Below are 18510 nucleotides of genomic sequence, written 5' to 3' on the forward strand. Positions count from 1 at the left end.
CTCGCCACATAGGGTTCCAGGTGATAGATGCTGTTTACGCCTGCTTCCTTCCTGCAAGGAGTTATTTAGGAAATTCTTCGCCGGCTTTCGTCGCCGAAGCCGGCTTCACTGCCTTCACTTGTGTGGCGGATCAAAGGAGATGGCTCGTCTTCGACGGGTTTGAGATAGCATGAGCACAGCGCAAGCAGAAGTTTCCACCATTCTCATGGATAAAGTTGCCGACTGGCTGAGCCAATCGGCGCTGGCGGGCAACGACCTGGAAACATTGGTAAAGGGCTTTTGTGAACGGTTGGCTGCTGCCGGCCTGCCGCTGAAGCGGGTGCATTTGAGCTTTTCGATGCTTCATCCGCTCTATGACGCGCTTGGTTTTACCTGGCTTCGCGGCCAGGGCCTGGAAGTGGAAGGCTTCCGCAGTGAGAACGGCGTTCATTCCGACAGATTCCTGACCAGCCCATACTACCATCTGCTCAGCAACAAGCTCGACCACCTGCGGCGCCGGCTTGACCCCTCGGTGCGATCGGAGTTTCCTGTTTTCGACGACCTCAGGCGTATGGGCGTCACCGATTACATGGCATTCGTGCATCCCTTCAACGGCGATACCAGCCAGGGCATGATGGGGTCGTGGTCGACCGACAGTGCGTCTGGCTTCAGCGACGGCATGATTTCGGCGCTATTGCGGATCCAGAACTATCTCGCTATCGCCACCAAGATGGCGGTGCTCACCAAGCTCGCCGACAACATGATGACCACTTATCTTGGCGGCGACGCCGGCAGACGTGTGCTGGACGGCCAGATCAAGCGCGGCGAGGGTGACACAATCCGGGCCGCACTGGTCATGGGCGATATGCGGGGGTCGACAAGGCTTGCCGAAACCTCCGGTCGCGAAATCTACATCGATACGCTGAACCAGTTTTTCGATGCCATCGCTGCACCTTTCAATCGCAAAGGCGGGCAGATCATGAGTTTCCTGGGGGATGGCTTCATCGCCGTCTACCCCTGCGAAAGGCATCGCTCGCAGTCCGAGATCGCCTGCCAGGCTGCTCTTGCGGCAGCGCACAAGGCCAGCGCGCGCATGATGGAGCTCAATCTGCGCAGAAAGGAGCAGGGGTTGGGCGACATAAAGTTTGGTATCGGCCTGCATGTCGGCAATGTGATGTTCGGCAACGTCGGACTTACCGACCGGCTGACATTCTCTGTCTTCGGCTCGGCTGTAAACGAGGTCCAGCGTCTCCAGACCCTGACCAAGAAATATCCGCACAGCGTTCTCGCCAGCAAGGACTTCGCCAGCTATTGCGGCGACAACAGTTGGCTGACGCTCGGCACGGAGGAACTGGCGGGTATCAAGCAGAAGCTGACGGTGCTTTCACCCGATTTGTCGGGTGCTCTCGCGCTCGATGAAGACGCTGCGCCGATTCAGGACCGGATATCGGACGCCGAGCAGGTCATGCTGCTTCATCGCGATGCCGCGCGGTTGTCGGCAAGCGACCGGAGGAAGCTCCAGTAACCGACACGATCCGGTCCGAAAGCCTTGGTGTGCAGCCCGGTCGCCGGTTCCGTCGCGGAATTCGATTCGAATCCAAGTTGCTCTAGGCTGGCAATACGCTAGTCTCGCTTTTTGGGTCTGCCGCCCGGCAGACTGCCAGAGTGGGGCTGGTGTGAGGATGAATTCGGGCATTGATCTGCTGCGGATCGAGGATCTTGGCATCTCTTTTGCCATGATCGGGGGACCGTTGCATGCCGTCAGACGCGCAAATCTCCGCGTCCTGCCCGGCAAGGTTACCGCGCTTGTGGGCGAGTCCGGTTCCGGAAAATCGGTTCTCAGCCAGGCAGTGATGGGCATTTTGCCGAATACGGCCCACGTTCGCGGCCGTATCCTGTTTTCTGATCCTGAAAAGCCTGGCACGACGCAAGACATCCTGCAGATGCAGCGTGACGGAACCGAAATCCGGGCGTTGAGAGGCAGCCGCATCGGCAAAATCTTTCAGGAGCCAATGACATCGCTCTCGCCGCTGCACACGATCGGCAACCAGGTCAGCGAATCCTTGCAGATTCATACGCCTATGGCTCGGGCGGAGCGCAAGGCGCGGACCGAGGAAATGCTCGGCCTTGTCGGCTTCCCCAATCCCAAGCGCGCCTACGACATGTATCCATTTGAACTTTCGGGAGGATTGCGGCAACGCGCCATGATCGCCATGGCGCTTATCTGCCGGCCTGCTTTGTTGATCGCCGACGAGCCGACGACGGCGTTGGACGTCACCATCCAGGCGCAAATCCTGCAATTGCTGCGCGGGCTTCAGACCAAGCTGAACATGGCGATGCTGCTGATCACGCACGACCTCGGCGTGGTCGCCAATGTCGCCGACGAGGTGGTGGTCATGTACCATGGCGAGATCATGGAAATGGGGCCTGTCGAGGCGATATTCCGCCGGCCGGGCCACCCTTACCTGAAGGGCCTAATGGCAGCCGTTCCGCATTTCGACCTGAAGCCCGGTGAAAGGCTAAAGGCGCTCCGCGAGGTGCCGGTGAATGTCGGGAACCTGCTCGGCAAGCAGACTGCCCCGGCATCGAAGGGGCCAGACGACATCCTGCTGTCGGTAAGGGATCTGACTAAGACCTTCACCATCCGCAAGTCAGGATGGTTCAGCGGGGGTCATCAATCCTCTGTTCGCGCCGTGGACGGCGTGAGCTTCGACATCAGGCGGGGTGAGTGTCTGGGTCTGGTCGGCGAAAGCGGCTGTGGCAAAACAACCGTCAGCAAGATCCTCATGCGGGCCATTACCCCCAGCGGCGGTTCTGTGATCTTCAACGGCCGCGATGGACCGACCGACGTCCTGGGCGCAGAGGGAGATGCCCTGCGCATATTGCGCGCGAAAATCCAGATGGTCTTCCAGGACCCGGTTTCGTCGCTTTCACCTCGCATGACGGTGGAGAACATCTTGAGCGAGCCGCTGGAGATCCATGAGCGTGGCAATGCGGCGTCCCGACTCGCCACGGTCAAGAGCCTGATGCAGGCAATCGGGCTCGATCCGCGCTTCATCAAGCGTTATCCGCACAGTTTCTCCGGCGGGCAGCGTCAGCGCATCGGCATCGCGCGCGCATTGGCGCTGGGGCCTGAACTCCTGATCTGCGACGAGCCGGTTTCGGCGCTCGATGTCTCTGTCCAGGCGCAGATCCTGAATCTTCTGAAGGACCTGCAAAAAGAACTGGGCCTGACCTACCTGTTCATATCCCACAATCTGGCGGTGGTGGACTACATGGCAGACCGCATCGCGGTGATGTGCGGCGGGCGTATCGTCGAGCTTGCGCCGCGCGAAATTCTGCTCAGGAAACCAATCCACCCCTACACGCGCTCCCTGGTCGCCGCGGTACCTTTCCCCGATCTCGACCGGCCGATGGATTTCAAGACGCTGAAGCTCGGCGGCGCTTCTGACACCAGCGCATGGGGACCACAATTCCGCGAAGAAGGCGACGAGGATGTCCTGGCGCCGCTCGATCTTGGCGGCGGCCACCTCGTGCTGGCCCGACGTTCGGCCGATGTCAGCGAGTTACGCCATTGATCAGCCGTCGCACCGTCCTTGGCGTGATGGCTTCGGCACTCCTGCCGGGCACGTCGCGCGCTGGCGACCTGGAGCCGGAATTTCTTCGGCCGCAGCTGACGGCCAGGGCGCTGCCAGCACTCACCGAGCGCCTGCCCAAGAGCCCGCGCGCCTTGAATCTCGCCACGATGGGCCGGCAGCCGGGCCAATATGGCGGCACGCTGCGTACGATCATCGGCAGCCAGAAAGATATCCGGATGATGACGATTTACGGATATTCTCGCCTGGTCGGCTACGACGAAAAGCTTAGCTTGCAGGCCGACATTCTCGAAAATTTCGACGTCGCGGATGATCGCATCTTCACGTTCAAGATACGGGAAGGACACAAATGGTCCGACGGCAGCCTGCTGACGCCGGAGGATTTTCGCTATTGTTGGGAAGATGTCTGGCTGAACGATGAGCTTTCGCAAGGCGGGCTCGCCCCGACCCTGATGGCGGACGGCAAGCCGCCACGCTTCGAGATCGTCGATCCGTTGACGGTGCGCTATAGTTGGGATGCGCCCAATCCCGACTTCCTGCCCAAGCTCGCTGCCGCTTCGCCGATATCGCTTGTTCTGCCATCCGCCTATCTCAAGCAGTTCCACAAGAAATATCAGGATCCATTCCGGCTCGCCGGCCTGATGAAGGAGAACCGGACCCAGAAATGGACGCTCCTGCATATCCGTATGTCGCGGCAATATCGCCCGGAGAACCCGGAACTGCCGACGCTCGACCCCTGGCAGAACCGAACCAAGCCGCCGGCCGAGCAATTCATCTTCGAGCGCAACCCCTTCTTTCATCGGACAGACGAGAACGGCCGGCAACTGCCCTATGTTGACCGAATCATCATGAATGTCAGCTCATCGGCGATCATCTCCGCGAAGACCGGGGCGGGCGAGAGCGACCTGCAATGCATGGGAATTGACTTCAGCGATTACTCCTTCCTGAAGGACGCGGAGAAGCGCTATCCGGTGAAGATGCACCTGTGGAAACGCACACAGGGTTCTCGGCTGGCGCTGCTGCCGAATCTGAATTGTGCCGACCAGGTGTGGCGTGGCCTTCTGCGTGACGTGCGCGTGCGCCGCGCACTTTCGCTCGCCGTGGACAGGCGCGAGATCAATATGGCCGTGTTCTACGGATTGGCGCAGGAAAGCGCCGATACGGTTTTGTCCGAGAGCCCGCTCTACCGGCCGGAATTCGCTAAAGCTTGGGTTGCCCATGATCCCGACCAGGCCAACGCGCTGCTCGACGAGGTCGGGCTTCTGGCACGTGACGATGACGGCCTGCGGATACTTCCCGATGGACGCTCTGCCCAGATCATCGTGGAAACCGCCGGCGAAAGCACGCTGGAAACCGACGCGCTCGAACTCATCACCGATCACTGGCGAAAGATCGGCATCGCCCTGTTCATCCGGACTTCGCAGCGCGACATCTTCCGCAGCCGCGCGCTTGGCGGCCAAATCATGATGTCGATGTGGTCGGGCATCGACAATGGCGTGCCGACCGCCGACATGAACCCGAGTCAGTTGGCCCCCACAATCGACGATCAGCTGCAATGGCCGCTCTGGGGTGCTCACTACTTGTCTCATGGCAAGATGGGCGAGGCGCCCGATCTTCCTGCAGTGATCGAGTTAATGGTTTTGCTCAAGCGCTGGAACGCATCGACCGAAGCGACAGAGCGCGCCGAAATCTGGAATTCGATGCTGTCGATCTACACCGATCAGGTGTTTTCGATCGGGACCGTGAACGGAACGCATCAGCCGATTCTGGTGTCCTCACGGCTGCGCAATCTGCCTGACAAGGCGCTCTTCGGCTACGATCCGACCGCCTATTTCGGTGTCTACATGCCGGATACATTCTGGCTTGGAGAGTCCTGAGCGTGCTTCGATATATTGTCTGGCGCATTACTGTGATGGTTCCAACGCTGCTGGTGATATCAGCGCTGGTGTTCACGATCATCGAACTTCCCCCCGGCGACTATTTCGACAGCTATGTCGCCGAGCTTCGGGCACAGGGCGAAGGGGTGGATTCCGATCGCATCGAGATGATGCGCAAGGAATATGGTTTCGACAAGCCGCCGATCATTCGTTACTTCTATTGGGTCGGCGGGATGCTGCACGGCGATTTCGGCTATTCCTTCGAGTATGAGTTGCCGGTTCGCGACGTCGTCGGGGACCGAATGTGGCTGACTGTGCTGGTTTCCTTCGTCACGATCATCTTCACTTGGCTCATCGCCTTTCCGATCGGCATGTACTCCGCGACGCATCAATACAGTTGGGGCGATTACGGCCTGACCTTTTTTGGCCTCCTAGGCCTTGCCATTCCGAACTTCATGCTGGCGCTGATCCTGATGTATTTCGCCAACATCTGGTTCGGCACGTCCATCGGCCATCTCATGGACCCGCAATATCTCAGCGAGCCGATGAGCTGGGCCAAGGCGAAGTCGATACTCTCCCATCTCTGGATCCCGGTCTTGATCATCGGCACCGGCGGCACGGCAAGCATGATCCGGCGGCTGCGCGCCAATCTGCTCGATGAGCTACACAAGCAATATGTGGTGACCGCGCGCGCCAAAGGTCTTCATCCGTTCAGGGCGCTGGTCAAATATCCGCTGCGCATGGCGCTCAATTTCTTTATTTCCGACATCGGCTCCATCCTGCCGGCCATCATCTCCGGCGCCGAAATCACCGCGATCGTGCTGTCTTTGGAAACGACCGGGCCGATGCTGATCAAGGCGCTGCAGAGCCAGGACATGTATCTGGCGGGGTCGTTCCTGATGTTCCTCGCCTTCCTGACGGTTATCGGCGTCCTGATTTCCGACCTGGCGCTGGCGCTGCTGGATCCACGAATTCGTTTGCAGGGCGGCAGCACCAAATGAAAACGGATTCGCCGCTCCCCGCACCGAGTGCTCCACTAGAACACTATGTTTCCAGCGCGCCCTTTGACCTGCAGTCGGTCGAGGCGATGACGGTGGAGCAGTCGAAGGTCTTTCAGGCGTCGCAGTTGCGGCTGATGTGGTGGAAATTCCGCTTGCACCGGCTCGCCCTTGTATCCGGCATATTCCTGGTAGTGCTTTATTTCGGGATATTAATCTGCGAGTTCCTGGCGCCCTACAACCTGCACACGCGCAACATGGACTACATCTATTCGCCGCCGCAGCAGGTGCACCTGTTCCACAACGGCCAGTTCGTCGGGCCGTTCGTCTATGGCCGCCAGATGACGCTGGACATGGACACGCTCAAGCGGAACTACATCGACAACCAGGACGATGTTCAGCGGCTCCGTTTCTTCTGCAAGGCCGATCGTTACCGGTTCTGGGGCCTGATCGAAGGTGACAGGCATTTTGTCTGCGCTGCCGAAAACGGTCAGCTTTTCCTGGCGGGCACCGACCGGCTGGGGCGCGACGTGCTCTCGCGCATGATCTATGGCGCACGCATTTCACTGACAATCGGCCTCGTCGGCATCAGTTTCAGCTTCCTGCTGGGCATCGTCATCGGCGGACTGGCCGGTTATCACGGCGGTATCTTCGACCTGATCGTTCAACGAATAATCGAAGTTCTGCAATCGATTCCCAGCATTCCGCTATGGTTGGCCCTGGCGGCGATCATGCCGATAACCTGGAGCCCAATCCTGATCTATTTCGGCATCACCGTCATCCTCGGAGTGCTCGACTGGACCGGACTGGCGCGGGCCGTGCGTTCAAAGCTTCTGGCCTTGCGCGAGGAAGATTACGTTCTCGCCGCGCAGTTGATGGGCGCCGGAAGCAGCCGCATCATTAGGCGGCATCTCATTCCCGGCTTCATGTCGCATCTGATCGCGACGGCGACGCTCTCGATTCCTGGCATGATCCTGGGCGAGACGGCGCTGAGCTTCCTCGGGCTCGGCCTGAGGGCGCCGATAACCAGCTGGGGAATCCTGCTCACCGAGGCGCGCAGCGTCAGCGTGATCGCGTTCTATCCATGGCTTCTCCTGCCGATGCTCCCCGTCATTCTCGTCATCATGGCGTTTAACTTCCTCGGTGACGGCTTGCGGGACGCCGCAGATCCCTACAAGTGAGGTCGTTATTTTGCCGCGCGCCGTGCCGCCTATTCCACCCGGTATGATCCTTGCCGGCTGCCTGTACGGTTGTTGCAGTGTTCATCGTCCGCCTCTATATGTTCCGACACGTGATCGAGTTTGGCACTACGCCTTCGGGATACACCCGTGAACAGTTCGTGTCGGAGGCATTGCCGATCTTGAGCTGGTTCAGGACACACAAAGCATATGAGTCGCCTTGAGAATTTCATCAGCAGGATGACCGCACAGCGCGACATTCTCGACCAAGTCTGCGTCGAGGTGGCGAAGATGGAGGGGCTTGTGCTCGAGCTCGGCCTCGGCAACGGACGGACGTTCCACCATCTGCGCGAGCGCCTGCCCGGGCGCCGGATCGTGGTGTTCGACCGCGAAGTCGGTGCACATGCCAGCTCAATTCCCGAAGCCGAAAACCTCGTGCTCGGCGAAATACGCGAGACGGCCCGCAAGTTCATTGGCATCGAAGCCGCCCTTGTTCATGCCGACATCGGCACCGGCTATGACGATCGCGATGCAGTGACTGCTACCTGGCTTCCCGATCTGATTGCGAGCCTGCTTCGCGTCGGCGGCTTCGCGGTCAGTGGCACGCCGCTCGATCACCCGCTGCTGCAACGCCTCCCGGCGCCGACTTCAGAGCCCGCCGATCGTTATTTCCTCTGCAAGCGCGTGTGAGCGGCCGAGAGCCCTCATCTTTTCACGCAAACGATGCTCTACCGCAATTCCAAGGGAAAGTGCTAGGCGCTTTTCCCGAAAACCGTTTACACTTCCTTGGAATTGCTCTGGACGGCCCAATTGCTCAGGGGATTGTATACACCGCTATCTCCCGCTCGATGCCGCGCAGCGAGACTTCGTGAAGCACGGGCGTCAGAGCGTTCCTGCGCAACAGATCGGCGGTGAGATTGTCGTCGACCACTGCACGGGTGGCGAAGATAGCCTGTGCGTTGGCCAGGTTCTGGACCCGTGAAGCAATGTTGACCGTCTGGCCGAAATAGTCCTGTCGCTCGTTCATGGACACGGCGATGCAGGGGCCGGCATGGACACCGATCTTGAGCAGCAGATCCTCGCGCCCGCTTCTGTCATTGAGCGCACGCATGGCATCACGCATCCTGAGGGCCGCAGCCATCGCGCGATCAGGCGTCGCGAATGTCGCCATCACCGCATCACCGATGGTCTTCACCACCGCGCCTGCCTCCGCCGCGACGATCTCGTGCAGAACCTGGAAATGCACGTGCACGAGATCGAAGGCTGAAAGGTCGCCCACCCGCTCGTAAAGCGCGGTCGATCCGCGCAGGTCGGTGAACAGGAAGGTGAGGCTGGTGATCTTCAGGCGCTGGTTGATGTCGAGCGTATCCGTACGATAGAGGTCGCGGAACGTCTGGTTGGTGAGCAGGCGCTTGGCGGTCAGAAAAGGCCGGCGTTTGCCCAGGAGATTATGCAATGCCTCGCCGGCGATGAAGACTGCCGGCAGCACGCGGGTGTCGGTCCTGTTTTCCAGCGAAATACGCAGCGGACCGGGTAGCATTTCCAGTGTCTGGTTCTGGACATGGTCGCGGTCGAAAGCCAAAGACAGGCTTCGCCGCTCTTTTGTTGGTTTGCCCTTCGCGTCGATGAACTGCGCTGAATGGGTGACCGGCTCGAAGACGATGATGAATTCGGGCGGAAGCTGTATAAGCAGGACGGCCTTTTCACCCGGCGCCAGCTCGATATCCTCCAGCGAGAACGCTCCTATGTTTTTCGCCAGATCCTCTTCCGGCAGATCGACGCCGGATCCCCAGTAAATCTGGCGAAAATATTCCACCAACGGCAGTTCGTGTGGATTGTGGGCGGCAATCCTGCGCACGCGAGGGCTGACGGTGAATGTCACCTCGACCATCTCATCAAGGGTCGGCGAATAGCCTTCGGAGCATAGCGCGCAGGTGTATTCGTCCTTCTGCAGGGTTTTCAGCGTAGCGTTGGTGTCGAGCACGCCGCCACAGCCGGGGCACAGAACATTCCATGAAATGTCGAAGATGCCCACCCGCGCCGCATGGAGGAAGGCGCTTATGGCGCGTTCCTCGTCGAGGCCATGCTTGCTGGCGAAAGCCGGCACATTGATGCGGCAAAGTTCATAATCCTTGCCTTCCGCGATGGTCCGCCGGATCGCGTCGATTGCCTGGAGATCGACATCGGTTGATTGCCGCAAAAGCGAGAACAGATCCTGAATTTCGGTCATCGTGCAGGCTCCGGAAAATGCGCCCCCTAGGTGGTTCACCGGAACCGGTCTTTGTTCCGAGCGCTCCATCTTACTTCGAAACGGATCGTACGGCCATTCGAATGGCAAAGCCCGCGCGACGGTTCAATTTCCGTCGGGATTTTCACCGATCGCAAGCGGCACTATGGTGAGTCCATGGGGTATTCATCTTTGGGACTTTCTCCCGCGCCGACACCCGGCAACCCGCCATTTCCCGCGGCCCTGCGGCTTTTCTCGGCGGGGGTCATCATCGTCCTGATCGTCGGCGCCGGCCTGTTTTTCGCGCCTGCGCTGGTCAAGCCGCGCTGGCCCTGGGCCGTCACGCCGTTCAATGCCCGCTTCCTCGGCGGCTTCTACACCGCCGAAATGGTCGTGATGGCGGCGCTGCTGGTCTGGAACCGCTGGTCGCCAGGCAGGCTCGTGCTTGTCATGGCCTTCATCTTCACCGTCATCGTGTCGGCGGCTTCGTTCTTCAGTCTCGGCTATTTCAACTTCGAGCGCAAAGCGCCCTGGCTCTGGTTCTTGGTCTATCTTGCTTCGGTCGCGGTATCCGGATCGTTCCTTTGGCGGGCCAGGGGCCGTCCTTCCGCAAAGGGCGTGACCTTAAACTCTGCATGGCGCGGCTACATGTCGATGGAAATGGTGATCCTCGGGCTCTATGGCGTCGGTCTGTTGCTGTTTCCCCTGACATTCGGCGGCTTCTGGCCGTGGCCGATCGACGCCTTCCACGCTCAGGTCTACAGCGCCATCTTCCTCGCCGGAGCGGGCGGCACATATCTCGTCAGGAAAAGCGCGCCGCGCGAAGAGTTGCTGGTGCTCGGTCTGGCGCAGTTTCTGGTCGGCTTGTGCCATCCTTGGCCTTGTCATCACCGAGGCCGCAGTGCACCGGATCGACTGGACGGCGACGGGAACATTGTGCTGGCTCGCCCTTTTCGGCTGGATCGGAATCAGCGGCATCTTCAAACTCTACGCCGTCTCCTGGTACTTCAGCGCGCAATCGGCATCATAGGATGATGAGATGGCTGGATTTTCAGATGATGTCCGGTGCATCGTGCCGGGCCCATTGCCTTTGCCGGGAAAGCCATGACCAGCACGACCTCGCCATTCCCAAAGAAAATCCAGCCGCAACTCCGGGCCATTCGGCCAAGCGATGCGGAGGCGCTTTGCGCCATCTTCAACATGCCGGGCTTCCGCTGGGGCACGCTCAGGATGCCATTCGAGATGGTGGAGCAGGTAGAACGGCGTATCGCCAAGTCCGGCCAGGAAACCACCTGGATCGTTGCCGAGCTGGACGGCAAGGTCGTCGGCCATGGCAGCCTGGTCGTGCAGGGTTCGCCGCGCCGTTCGCACATCGGTGAGATCAATATCGGCCTTGACGATGGCTTTGTCGGCAAGGGTATCGGCTCTGCCATACTTGGCGCGCTGCTTGACGTGGCCGACAACTGGCGCGCCCTGAAGCGAGTCGAATTGACCGTCTATGCCGACAATGAACCGGCCATCCGCCTCTACACAAGCCACGGCTTCGAGGTCGAAGGCCGGCATGTGAAGGCCGGCTTTACCGAAGGGCGGTATCACGACCTTCTGAGCATGGCCCGGCTGCGGTTCTGATGACCACGGACTTTGATCCGACCCTTAAGGCTCCGGTGGATGTTCTGGCAGTGCTATCACTGCTCTGCCCGGAAGTCGTGCGTGACATCGAGCAGAACTGGAATGCACCGGTTTCCGAATACGCCCGCCATCTGTGGCGGCCGGTGGCAAGGCCTGCATCGAGTCCGGCGATCGCTGCCCGTTCGATCCTGCTTGATATACTGCATCAGCGCCTTGATTTGATCATGCAGCCTGAAGAGGTCGGCAAGGCCCTTGAAGAATTCGACCACAGACCGGTGATTCAGTCCGGCCTCCACTGCCTGCTTCTGATGGACCGGATCACCTTCGATGCCCTCCTGTTTGCCTGGCTCGGCGCGGTCGAAAACGGGCTGTCGGCCTTCGTCGGCTTCATGGGAACGACGATGACCATGGAGACAATTGGCCGGGAGGGGCCGGGATGGCTCGATGTCGGCGACGACAAGGTCAACTTGTTTGGCATGGGGCGCCACAAACTATGCCGCAAAAGCGCCTGCGCGGCCGGCCCGGTCACCCTCAACAAGCGGGCGCTCGAAGCGGTGGGCGACGAAACGGATGCCAGCCGCTGGCTGGGCACACTGCTCGCCAGCCAGGACAAGGTGTTTGGAACCGCCGCCGATGCACTGACAGAACTCAACGAGGATCTGGTCGCCGATTGGGATCGTTCCGGCATGGCTCGGCCGGTGTTCATCGATGACCGGCTCGCGGCTTCCGTCGTGGCGCGGCATCTGGACCATGACAGCAGCCTTCTTTCCAAGCTGCTCCTTGAGCCCGCAAGGCGTCAGCGTCTCGAACGTACCCTGCAAGAGACCGAATCGAGCCCATTTGGCAGATTCCTGCCCAATGCCACGGCCTATTTCTGGGGCATTCGCGAGGAGCGCGTGCGCAAGCTCGTCCTCGAGAACGGGCACCTGATCGAGCCTGAAAGGCCGAATGGTCTTTCCATCCCGTTCGAGCGGGCGCATCTCAAGCAGGCGCTGCTGGACGGCGTGCTGCTGCCGAACTTGTTCCTGACGTTCCTCGTTCTTGCCATATTGCCGCGCGTGCGGGTCGTGGGCGGCCTGAGGCAGATCGGTTATGTAGCGCTTTTCCATTCGATCCTGCTGGCCGCGCTGGATGAAACCGCGCCGGAAGAGCGCGGTCTGGCTGCCGAGTTGCAGGTTCGGGAAAATGCCTGGGGCACCCGGGTCATCGATGAAAAAATGTCGGTCCGCGAACAGGTTGCCGGCCTGCCGGCAGGGAGGCTGTTTCCTGACCTGCTCGGGCACTACCGTTCGCACACCTTTGCCGAGACGACCGACGACCTGAAACTGGTTCGTGAAAACGCCCGATGGCGCAAGATAGGCCGAGCCTTTGGCGTCTGATCCGGGCCGCATGCCCTCATTTGTCATTGCACTATTCCGGCCTTGCGGAGCCCGTCGACCGTGAGTTCGATATCGGCAGGGTTCTTGTAAGGCAAGACTTTGCGACGGTATTCCAGCGAATAGTCAGGATTGACGCGAGCAGTTCCTGCCATGCCGCCACGCGTGGGGAAAACGGCCCAGATGGCCGTAACTGTCGTTGCGAGCCAGCCCCAAGTCGCCCAATGAGGGTCACTAGTTGGGTCAAATCTTTGCGTTGATCATTTGCGGCTTGAGATGCAGTGCGCTCCAGGATCGTCAACCGGAAATCAGGCTGGGAGCCGCCACATTCGTACACGACCTGCACCACGCAATTCCGTTTCCTCAAGTGGGTCGCAAGCAAATTTTGGCCCAAGCAGTTGGCGCGTTGCATCGGAGATACGGATTTCACCGGGCTCCGCGGACGTTTGAATACGTGAGGCGAGATTAACGGTCTCGCCCCACAGGTCATAGGCGAACCGCCTTTTGCCTATGACGCCAGCGACGATCGGTCCCGAGTGAATTCCAATTCTCAGCCTTATCGGTTCTCCTGCGAAGAGTTCGCGCTTGACCGCCTTGCGCAGTTCAACTGCATAGTGCGTGAGGGCTCGTGCATGATCGGATCGCGCGGTGGGCAGGCCAGCGACCACCATGACACAATCGCCGATAGTCTTGATCTTTTCGCAGCCGTGTCGTTCCGAGAGCCTATCCGCCGCCTTGAAGAAGTAATTCAAGATAGCGAGCGTAGTCACCGCTCCGACGCTGCGCGCTCTTTCGGTAAAACCGACGATGTCGGCAAAAAGCACACTCACCTCCGCGTGGTTGTCGGCAATTTTCTTTTGCGCTTTCAACCGCTCCGCGATCGACGCCGGAAGAATGTTGAGGAGCAGGGATTCCGCGCGCTGGTATTCACGCGACAATCCCTCCTGACTCTTCCTCAACGCCTCATTGGCCGAATGTAACTTCTCGTTGAGTTGGCGCTCCCTCTCTTGCAGAAGAGTCATTTCATAAGCCTTCTGTTGAAGCCGCTGCTTGTTGTCGCGTTCGGCAGTGGCATCAAGAAAGAGCAGCCACACGCAGTCATCATCAGCAAAAAGATGAAGGTCCGCGACACGCCCGCTGGGCAGTTCGACCATAGGCATATGAAATGGAAGCTCCGGGCAAGGCAGCAAACCTTCCATGAATTCAAGCTGGTCGGCTACAGGCTTACCGATGCGAAGGCATGAGAGCCCGTAATGTTCAACGTTACCGCCCTTCGCCGCTGTCCGCAGCTGGGCGTCAATTTTCACATACGCAATAGCACGCTCGTTGTAGAAGAAATCGTAAATCCAGCTTCCGACCTCTCTTGGCAATCTTTGCATGGTCTATTTGGTGACCATCGAAGCGAGTTTAAGAAACGCATCATCGACATGCTCACCCGAGAGCGCACTTGTCAGATAGACTTGCCATCCGCGTTGCCTCAGTTCGTCAATTTCTCTATCTGGTATTACCCACCGATCGGCCAGATCTGATTTGTTGAAAAGCAGTACGAACGGCATAGCACCGAATTCAGCCTCGACCCGCTCGCGCAGCGTGAGTGCAGCGGTAAGGGTAGCGGCGCGGGTTCCATCGACGACAAGCACGAGGCCTGTCGCACCTCGCACATGGCTGACGCGGAATGAGCCGATATCATCTTCGCCGGCCAAATCCCATAAAATCAGATCCACTGTTTTGTCCGGGAGTGCGACACTCTTTTTGTCGATTTTCACTCCCACCGTGGTCAAGTAGGTCTCTGAAAAGATGCTTTTCACAAACCTGCGAACCAGGCTCGTCTTTCCAACAGAGAACCCGCCCAACATACAGATCTTTTTTTGCAACATCTTGGGCTCCCACCTAGTCCAAGTTTACCGTAACGGAAACCCGGCGATTGGTGGAGCTACCAGCCTGACTATTTTCAGGCACCGCCGGTTCAAAGGTGCCCGCGCCCCGAACCAGCAGCAGTTCCGGGGCGACGCCGCGCTTGTTGAGAAGCGCACGAACTGTCTCGGCACGGGCGGCGCTGATCGACGCGTTGGCCGTCTCACGGCCCGTGGTGTCCGAATGGCCGGTCAACATGAACCGCGCAGTTACGCCTGACTTGCGGGCATTTTGGGCGAATTCCTTTATTTGATCCGCCAATCTGTCGAGAACCGGCGTCTGCTCTGGTCCCGGCACAACTTTGCCGGAAGAGAAGAAAATGTCGGTCGTCTGGATAGACTCTCTCAAATGATTGAGCTCTGCAAGGTCCAGCTCACGCAGTTGCGAGACATCCAGAACCACTCCGTCCGCCGAAAGTTGTTCAGCGGCGGCCTGCGCCCGGTCGATCCAGGCGGCAGGAGCCTCGCCCACGACAACGATGCGACCCTGGATGATCGAAAGTCGGACCGATTTCGGCGGCGTCAGCGACGCCGTCAGCCGCTTCACCACAAACTTCGGATCAAGGCTCTGGTAGAATTGCCACTGTGAATGAACGCGGGCAGGATCGACCTCCGTTCCGGACAGCAGAGCTTGCGGGTCGGCGGCAAGCGGGTCTCGCAGGCCGGAAATATAGAAATGTCCACCCCTGGTCGATTGTTGGGCGACGACAATTCCCGGTTGGGCCTCAAGTCGCGACACATAATACTGCCAGTGCTCCGCCGCGCGTGCTTCGGGGCTCACATCACGAACCTTGGAAATGTCGAATTCCGGTCCACCTGCCGAAAGCTGTCGGGCCGCTGCGCGCGCCCGATCTATCCAGGTGTCGGGAGCCTCGCCCTCGGCAATGATGCGATTATTGACGATCGAAAGTCGTACTGTATCCGGTGGATACAGCGACGCCGTCAGCCGTTTCAACACGAACTCCGGCTCAAGGCTCTGATAAAATTGCCATTGTGAATGAACCCGGGCGGGATCGACCTGCGTTCCAGACAACAGCGACTGCGGGTCGTCGGCAAGCGGGTCTCTCAGGCCGGCAATATAGAATCGGCCATCGCGTATTTTTTGTTGTGCAACGATGATGCCCGGCTGGGCCTCCAGTCGCGACACGTAGGCCTGCCAGCGCTTCGCCTCGAGTACTTCGGGGCTTACGTCACGAACCTTGGAGATGTCGAATTCCGGTCCGCCTGCCGAAAGCTGTCGGGCCGCTGCACGCGCCCGATCTATCCAGGTGTCGGGAGCCTCACCCTCGGCAACGATGCGCTCATTGTCGATTGATAGTCGTACTGAATCCGGCGGAGCCAGCGACGCCTTCAGCCGCTTCAGCACGAACTCCGGTTGAAGGCTCTGATAGAATTGCCACTGCGAATGAACCCGGGCGGGATCGACCTGCGTTCCAGACAACAGCGACTGTGGGTCGGCGGCAAGCGGGTCTCTTAGGCCGGCAATATAGAATTGGCCGTCGCGCGCCTGTTGTTCGGCAACGATGATGCCCGGCTGGGCCTCCAGTCGCGACACGTAGGCCTGCCAGCGCGACACATAAGCCTGCCAGCGCTGCCCGGATTGCCAGGAAAGAAAGAACCAACCGCCTGCCAGAATCAAAAACAGCAGGGCCACGGCGGCCACCAGCCACGGAAATCCCTCGTTTGATTCCTCCTGCTTCTGCTCCACGCAGGTCCGCAATTGCGCCTCTACCCCGGCCAACTGCGAACTGTCGCCGTCAAACTCTACTAAAGCCTGTGAGCATTCCTCATGGATGCGAAGCAATACATCGCGAACTATTTCATGCAATTCCTCTGGCGGATTTCCCCGGATCACCGAAACCAGGGTCGCAAACGGTCCAACTTCCGACCAGAGACGAAGGTCGCCAAAACGGATAGTGTCCAGGCCGCTCTGCTCTCTCTCGTTGAATGAATCTTTCACAAAATCTTGAATTGCACTAAGCATCGACGAAATCAGCTGGGGATCTTCGCTCGTCGCATTGTCGGCAGCTACATGCGCTATCAAAAGCCCGGAATTACGATTAATGAGAAAGGCATGCTCTACACGATAGATAAGAGAATGCTTTAGGACAACTTCCGAGAAGCTCGCACCTGTCCTCCAAGCTTCAAATCTCCACTTGAGCCCATGCCAGGTAAATATATGTCTTAAAGTTTCATTCAGTGACTGAAATGTCTGGTCGATCTTTTCCCCGATCGACTTGCGGATTGCCGGCAGAAACACCGGGTATAATATATCCGTCAGCGTGCGCGGGCTCTTCTGGATTGACCGTTGCACAGCCCGTTCGACAGCTGGCGCAAGCGCCTCGCCGAGCTGCGCATGAGTCGCTCGCGCGACCGCAATGGGAAGAACATCGCCCACCGCTGCCGCAAGCTGCTCGGGTTCGTCCAGCAGATGCGTAACTCGTGAAAGCTCCGAAATTTCGCGGCTGACCAGCAACTGGCGCAGCGTTTCCATGCGAGGATCGGCGGTTGGAACTCCGTCGAAACGCGCACGATAGTCCGGATCAACGTTCCGGGCAATTTCGACCAAAAGACGAGCCAGAGCCTCGCGATCAATTTCTGTATCGTTCGAGGCTGTTCTTTGTGGAAGACTGATTGGGTCGACGGTTGACGTCAAGGTCCCATCAACTCACTTTCCAGCTACGATCCGAGTTGCCCTTGCTGCCGACGGGATCCTGATTCAGACATTTCGCAACCTCTACAAACAGGCCAGCCAAAAGATTTCGGTCGGTCTTAACGTTGCTGAGATCGGCAAACATTTTCTCTATCAGCATCTGAACGCCTTCATTCTTCTGCTTAATTTCCTCACGCAACAAATGATCGTTTCGATTTATCCGGTCCGAAACGTCCCGCTCAAGCGCGCTCAATTGATCCGACAACGCACGCACCTGCTTTTCAAGTGCCTGGTTTTGCTCGCGAAGATTCCGGTCAATCTCCTTGTCGGCATCGGCTCGTGAGTCTTTTTCGTTCCGCAATTGCGCCGCGAGCGAATCGATCTGCTTCTTTGCATTTGACTCGTACATCTCAAGATTGCGCTTGGCTTCGGATTCGACATCCTTGAAGCGCTGCAACACCCGTTCTTCAAGCTTGGAAAAACGGCGGTCATAGTCCTGCATCTGGTTGCCGAACAGCAGATCGCGTATCTTGTCGACACCTACGGCGTCGCCGGCGCCCCCGTTTTCGCGAACCTGGGCCGCCATGAAGTTCAGCCCGCTTCCGTCTGCATTACCGATCAAATTTGCGTCCGCCTTGTTTGCGGAGGAAACGGCACTCGAAGTACTCGAAGATTCCTTGGCCATCCTTATACCCCTCTATTTGAACCACCTGCCACAGTGCAGAGACCCATAAACAGGTGAAGATGCCAGCAAAATCCGCGACCTGCAAGCCGGAATCTTCTTGGCGAAAGCCAATTTGCGTGCTCTTTTTACACGTCTTGGACCGGCCGAAAAAGCACCAGTACCGCTAGGTGTTGCTCTCGCCCCTCTCTGTGATAGCAACCATAGCCGTTTAATCTAATTGGTTATCGAGCGAAATCTACTATGAAGCCGAGTGATACAATGGCATTATGTATATCTATTTAAACAGACGTAAGTAATGAGTTTTCATTAGAAATTGCTAAAATAGCTGTTCCAGTGAGCAGCATATTGGCTCTCGCTCCGCTATATACTGCCACCATCAGCTTCCGGCGCGATCTCAAC

At 58.6% G+C, this 18510-nt stretch carries 14 protein-coding genes; 9 read left to right on the forward strand and 5 right to left on the reverse strand.

Going from position 1 to position 18510, the window contains the following annotated elements; genetic code table 11:
* Window positions 1–169: 169 nt before the first annotated feature.
* From NKI21_RS23625 to NKI21_RS23650, 6 genes are all read left to right on the forward strand, one after another.
* Window positions 170–1504, forward strand: a complete 1335-nt coding sequence (locus tag NKI21_RS23625) for an adenylate/guanylate cyclase domain-containing protein (RefSeq protein ID WP_352442503.1) — start codon at window positions 170–172, stop codon at window positions 1502–1504.
* A 157-nt stretch (window positions 1505–1661) separates the two neighbouring features.
* Window positions 1662–3557, forward strand: a complete 1896-nt coding sequence (locus NKI21_RS23630; protein WP_023809553.1) for an ABC transporter ATP-binding protein — start codon at window positions 1662–1664, stop codon at window positions 3555–3557.
* A complete protein-coding gene (locus tag NKI21_RS23635; protein ID WP_023809554.1) occupies window positions 3554–5452 on the forward strand; it encodes an ABC transporter substrate-binding protein in 1899 nt (632 codons plus the stop codon). Before NKI21_RS23630 ends, NKI21_RS23635 begins: the two co-directional genes overlap by 4 nt.
* Window positions 5453–5454: 2 nt before the next feature.
* Window positions 5455–6453, forward strand: a complete 999-nt coding sequence (locus tag NKI21_RS23640; protein WP_023809555.1) for an ABC transporter permease — start codon at window positions 5455–5457, stop codon at window positions 6451–6453.
* Window positions 6450–7631, forward strand: a complete 1182-nt coding sequence (locus tag NKI21_RS23645; protein ID WP_031212616.1) for an ABC transporter permease — start codon at window positions 6450–6452, stop codon at window positions 7629–7631. The genes NKI21_RS23640 and NKI21_RS23645 overlap by 4 nt, the downstream gene beginning before the upstream one ends.
* A gap of 207 nt (window positions 7632–7838) precedes the next feature.
* Window positions 7839–8318: a class I SAM-dependent methyltransferase gene (locus tag NKI21_RS23650; RefSeq protein ID WP_023809557.1), complete on the forward strand. Its 480-nt coding sequence runs from the start codon at window positions 7839–7841 to the stop codon at window positions 8316–8318.
* A gap of 124 nt (window positions 8319–8442) precedes the next feature.
* Here the strand turns inward: NKI21_RS23650 and NKI21_RS23655 are convergent, their stop codons facing one another.
* Window positions 8443–9858: an adenylate/guanylate cyclase domain-containing protein gene (locus NKI21_RS23655; protein WP_023809558.1), complete on the reverse strand. Its 1416-nt coding sequence runs from the start codon at window positions 9856–9858 to the stop codon at window positions 8443–8445.
* Window positions 9859–10047: 189 nt separating this feature from the next.
* Between NKI21_RS23655 and NKI21_RS23660 the strand changes: the two genes are divergently transcribed.
* The 3 genes from NKI21_RS23660 to NKI21_RS23670 all read left to right on the forward strand — a co-directional run bounded on the left by NKI21_RS23660 (window position 10048) and on the right by NKI21_RS23670 (window position 12863).
* The gene (locus NKI21_RS23660; RefSeq protein WP_352867561.1) at window positions 10048–10890 is read left to right on the forward strand and encodes a hypothetical protein; all 843 of its coding nucleotides are present in this window, start codon (window positions 10048–10050) and stop codon (window positions 10888–10890) included.
* 69 nt (window positions 10891–10959) lie between these two features.
* Entirely contained in the window at window positions 10960–11484 is a 525-nt protein-coding gene (locus NKI21_RS23665; protein ID WP_023809560.1) for a GNAT family N-acetyltransferase, read from the forward strand.
* Complete coding sequence (locus tag NKI21_RS23670; protein ID WP_031212620.1) at window positions 11484–12863, forward strand: hypothetical protein; 1380 nt, start codon at window positions 11484–11486, stop codon at window positions 12861–12863. The genes NKI21_RS23665 and NKI21_RS23670 overlap by 1 nt, the downstream gene beginning before the upstream one ends.
* A gap of 305 nt (window positions 12864–13168) precedes the next feature.
* On the opposite strand, the gene NKI21_RS23675 is transcribed toward NKI21_RS23670, so the two are convergent.
* The 4 genes from NKI21_RS23675 to NKI21_RS23690 are packed head-to-tail and all read right to left on the reverse strand — an operon-like array spanning window position 13169 to window position 18111.
* Window positions 13169–14239, reverse strand: a complete 1071-nt coding sequence (locus tag NKI21_RS23675) for an adenylate/guanylate cyclase domain-containing protein (RefSeq protein WP_023809563.1) — start codon at window positions 14237–14239, stop codon at window positions 13169–13171.
* 3 nt (window positions 14240–14242) lie between these two features.
* Window positions 14243–14737, reverse strand: a complete 495-nt coding sequence (locus NKI21_RS23680) for a Rab family GTPase (RefSeq protein ID WP_023809564.1) — start codon at window positions 14735–14737, stop codon at window positions 14243–14245.
* Window positions 14738–14750: 13 nt separating this feature from the next.
* On the reverse strand, window positions 14751–17429 hold the full coding sequence (locus NKI21_RS23685; protein ID WP_352442500.1) for an OmpA family protein: 2679 nt from the start codon (window positions 17427–17429) through the stop codon (window positions 14751–14753).
* Window positions 17430–17436: 7 nt separating this feature from the next.
* Window positions 17437–18111 (reverse strand): coiled-coil domain-containing protein, encoded by a 675-nt coding sequence (locus NKI21_RS23690; protein WP_031212622.1) that lies wholly within the window; start codon window positions 18109–18111, stop codon window positions 17437–17439.
* Window positions 18112–18510 lie beyond the last annotated feature (399 nt).

The sequence above is a fragment of the Mesorhizobium sp. M0715 genome (genome assembly GCF_040320355.1).
Taxonomy (GTDB): Bacteria; Pseudomonadota; Alphaproteobacteria; order Rhizobiales; family Rhizobiaceae; genus Mesorhizobium.

Coding starts and splice junctions, on each gene's coding strand:
- NKI21_RS23630 (WP_023809553.1), top strand. CDS start 1,662: ATGAATTCGGGCATTGATCTGCTGCGGATCGAGGATCTTGGCATCTCT.
- NKI21_RS23650 (WP_023809557.1), top strand. CDS start 7,839: ATGAGTCGCCTTGAGAATTTCATCAGCAGGATGACCGCACAGCGCGAC.
- NKI21_RS23645 (WP_031212616.1), top strand. CDS start 6,450: ATGAAAACGGATTCGCCGCTCCCCGCACCGAGTGCTCCACTAGAACAC.
- NKI21_RS23670 (WP_031212620.1), top strand. CDS start 11,484: ATGACCACGGACTTTGATCCGACCCTTAAGGCTCCGGTGGATGTTCTG.
- NKI21_RS23675 (WP_023809563.1), bottom strand. CDS start 14,239: ATGCAAAGATTGCCAAGAGAGGTCGGAAGCTGGATTTACGATTTCTTC.
- NKI21_RS23690 (WP_031212622.1), bottom strand. CDS start 18,111: ATGGCCAAGGAATCTTCGAGTACTTCGAGTGCCGTTTCCTCCGCAAAC.
- NKI21_RS23680 (WP_023809564.1), bottom strand. CDS start 14,737: ATGTTGCAAAAAAAGATCTGTATGTTGGGCGGGTTCTCTGTTGGAAAG.
- NKI21_RS23625 (WP_352442503.1), top strand. CDS start 170: ATGAGCACAGCGCAAGCAGAAGTTTCCACCATTCTCATGGATAAAGTT.
- NKI21_RS23655 (WP_023809558.1), bottom strand. CDS start 9,858: ATGACCGAAATTCAGGATCTGTTCTCGCTTTTGCGGCAATCAACCGAT.
- NKI21_RS23665 (WP_023809560.1), top strand. CDS start 10,960: ATGACCAGCACGACCTCGCCATTCCCAAAGAAAATCCAGCCGCAACTC.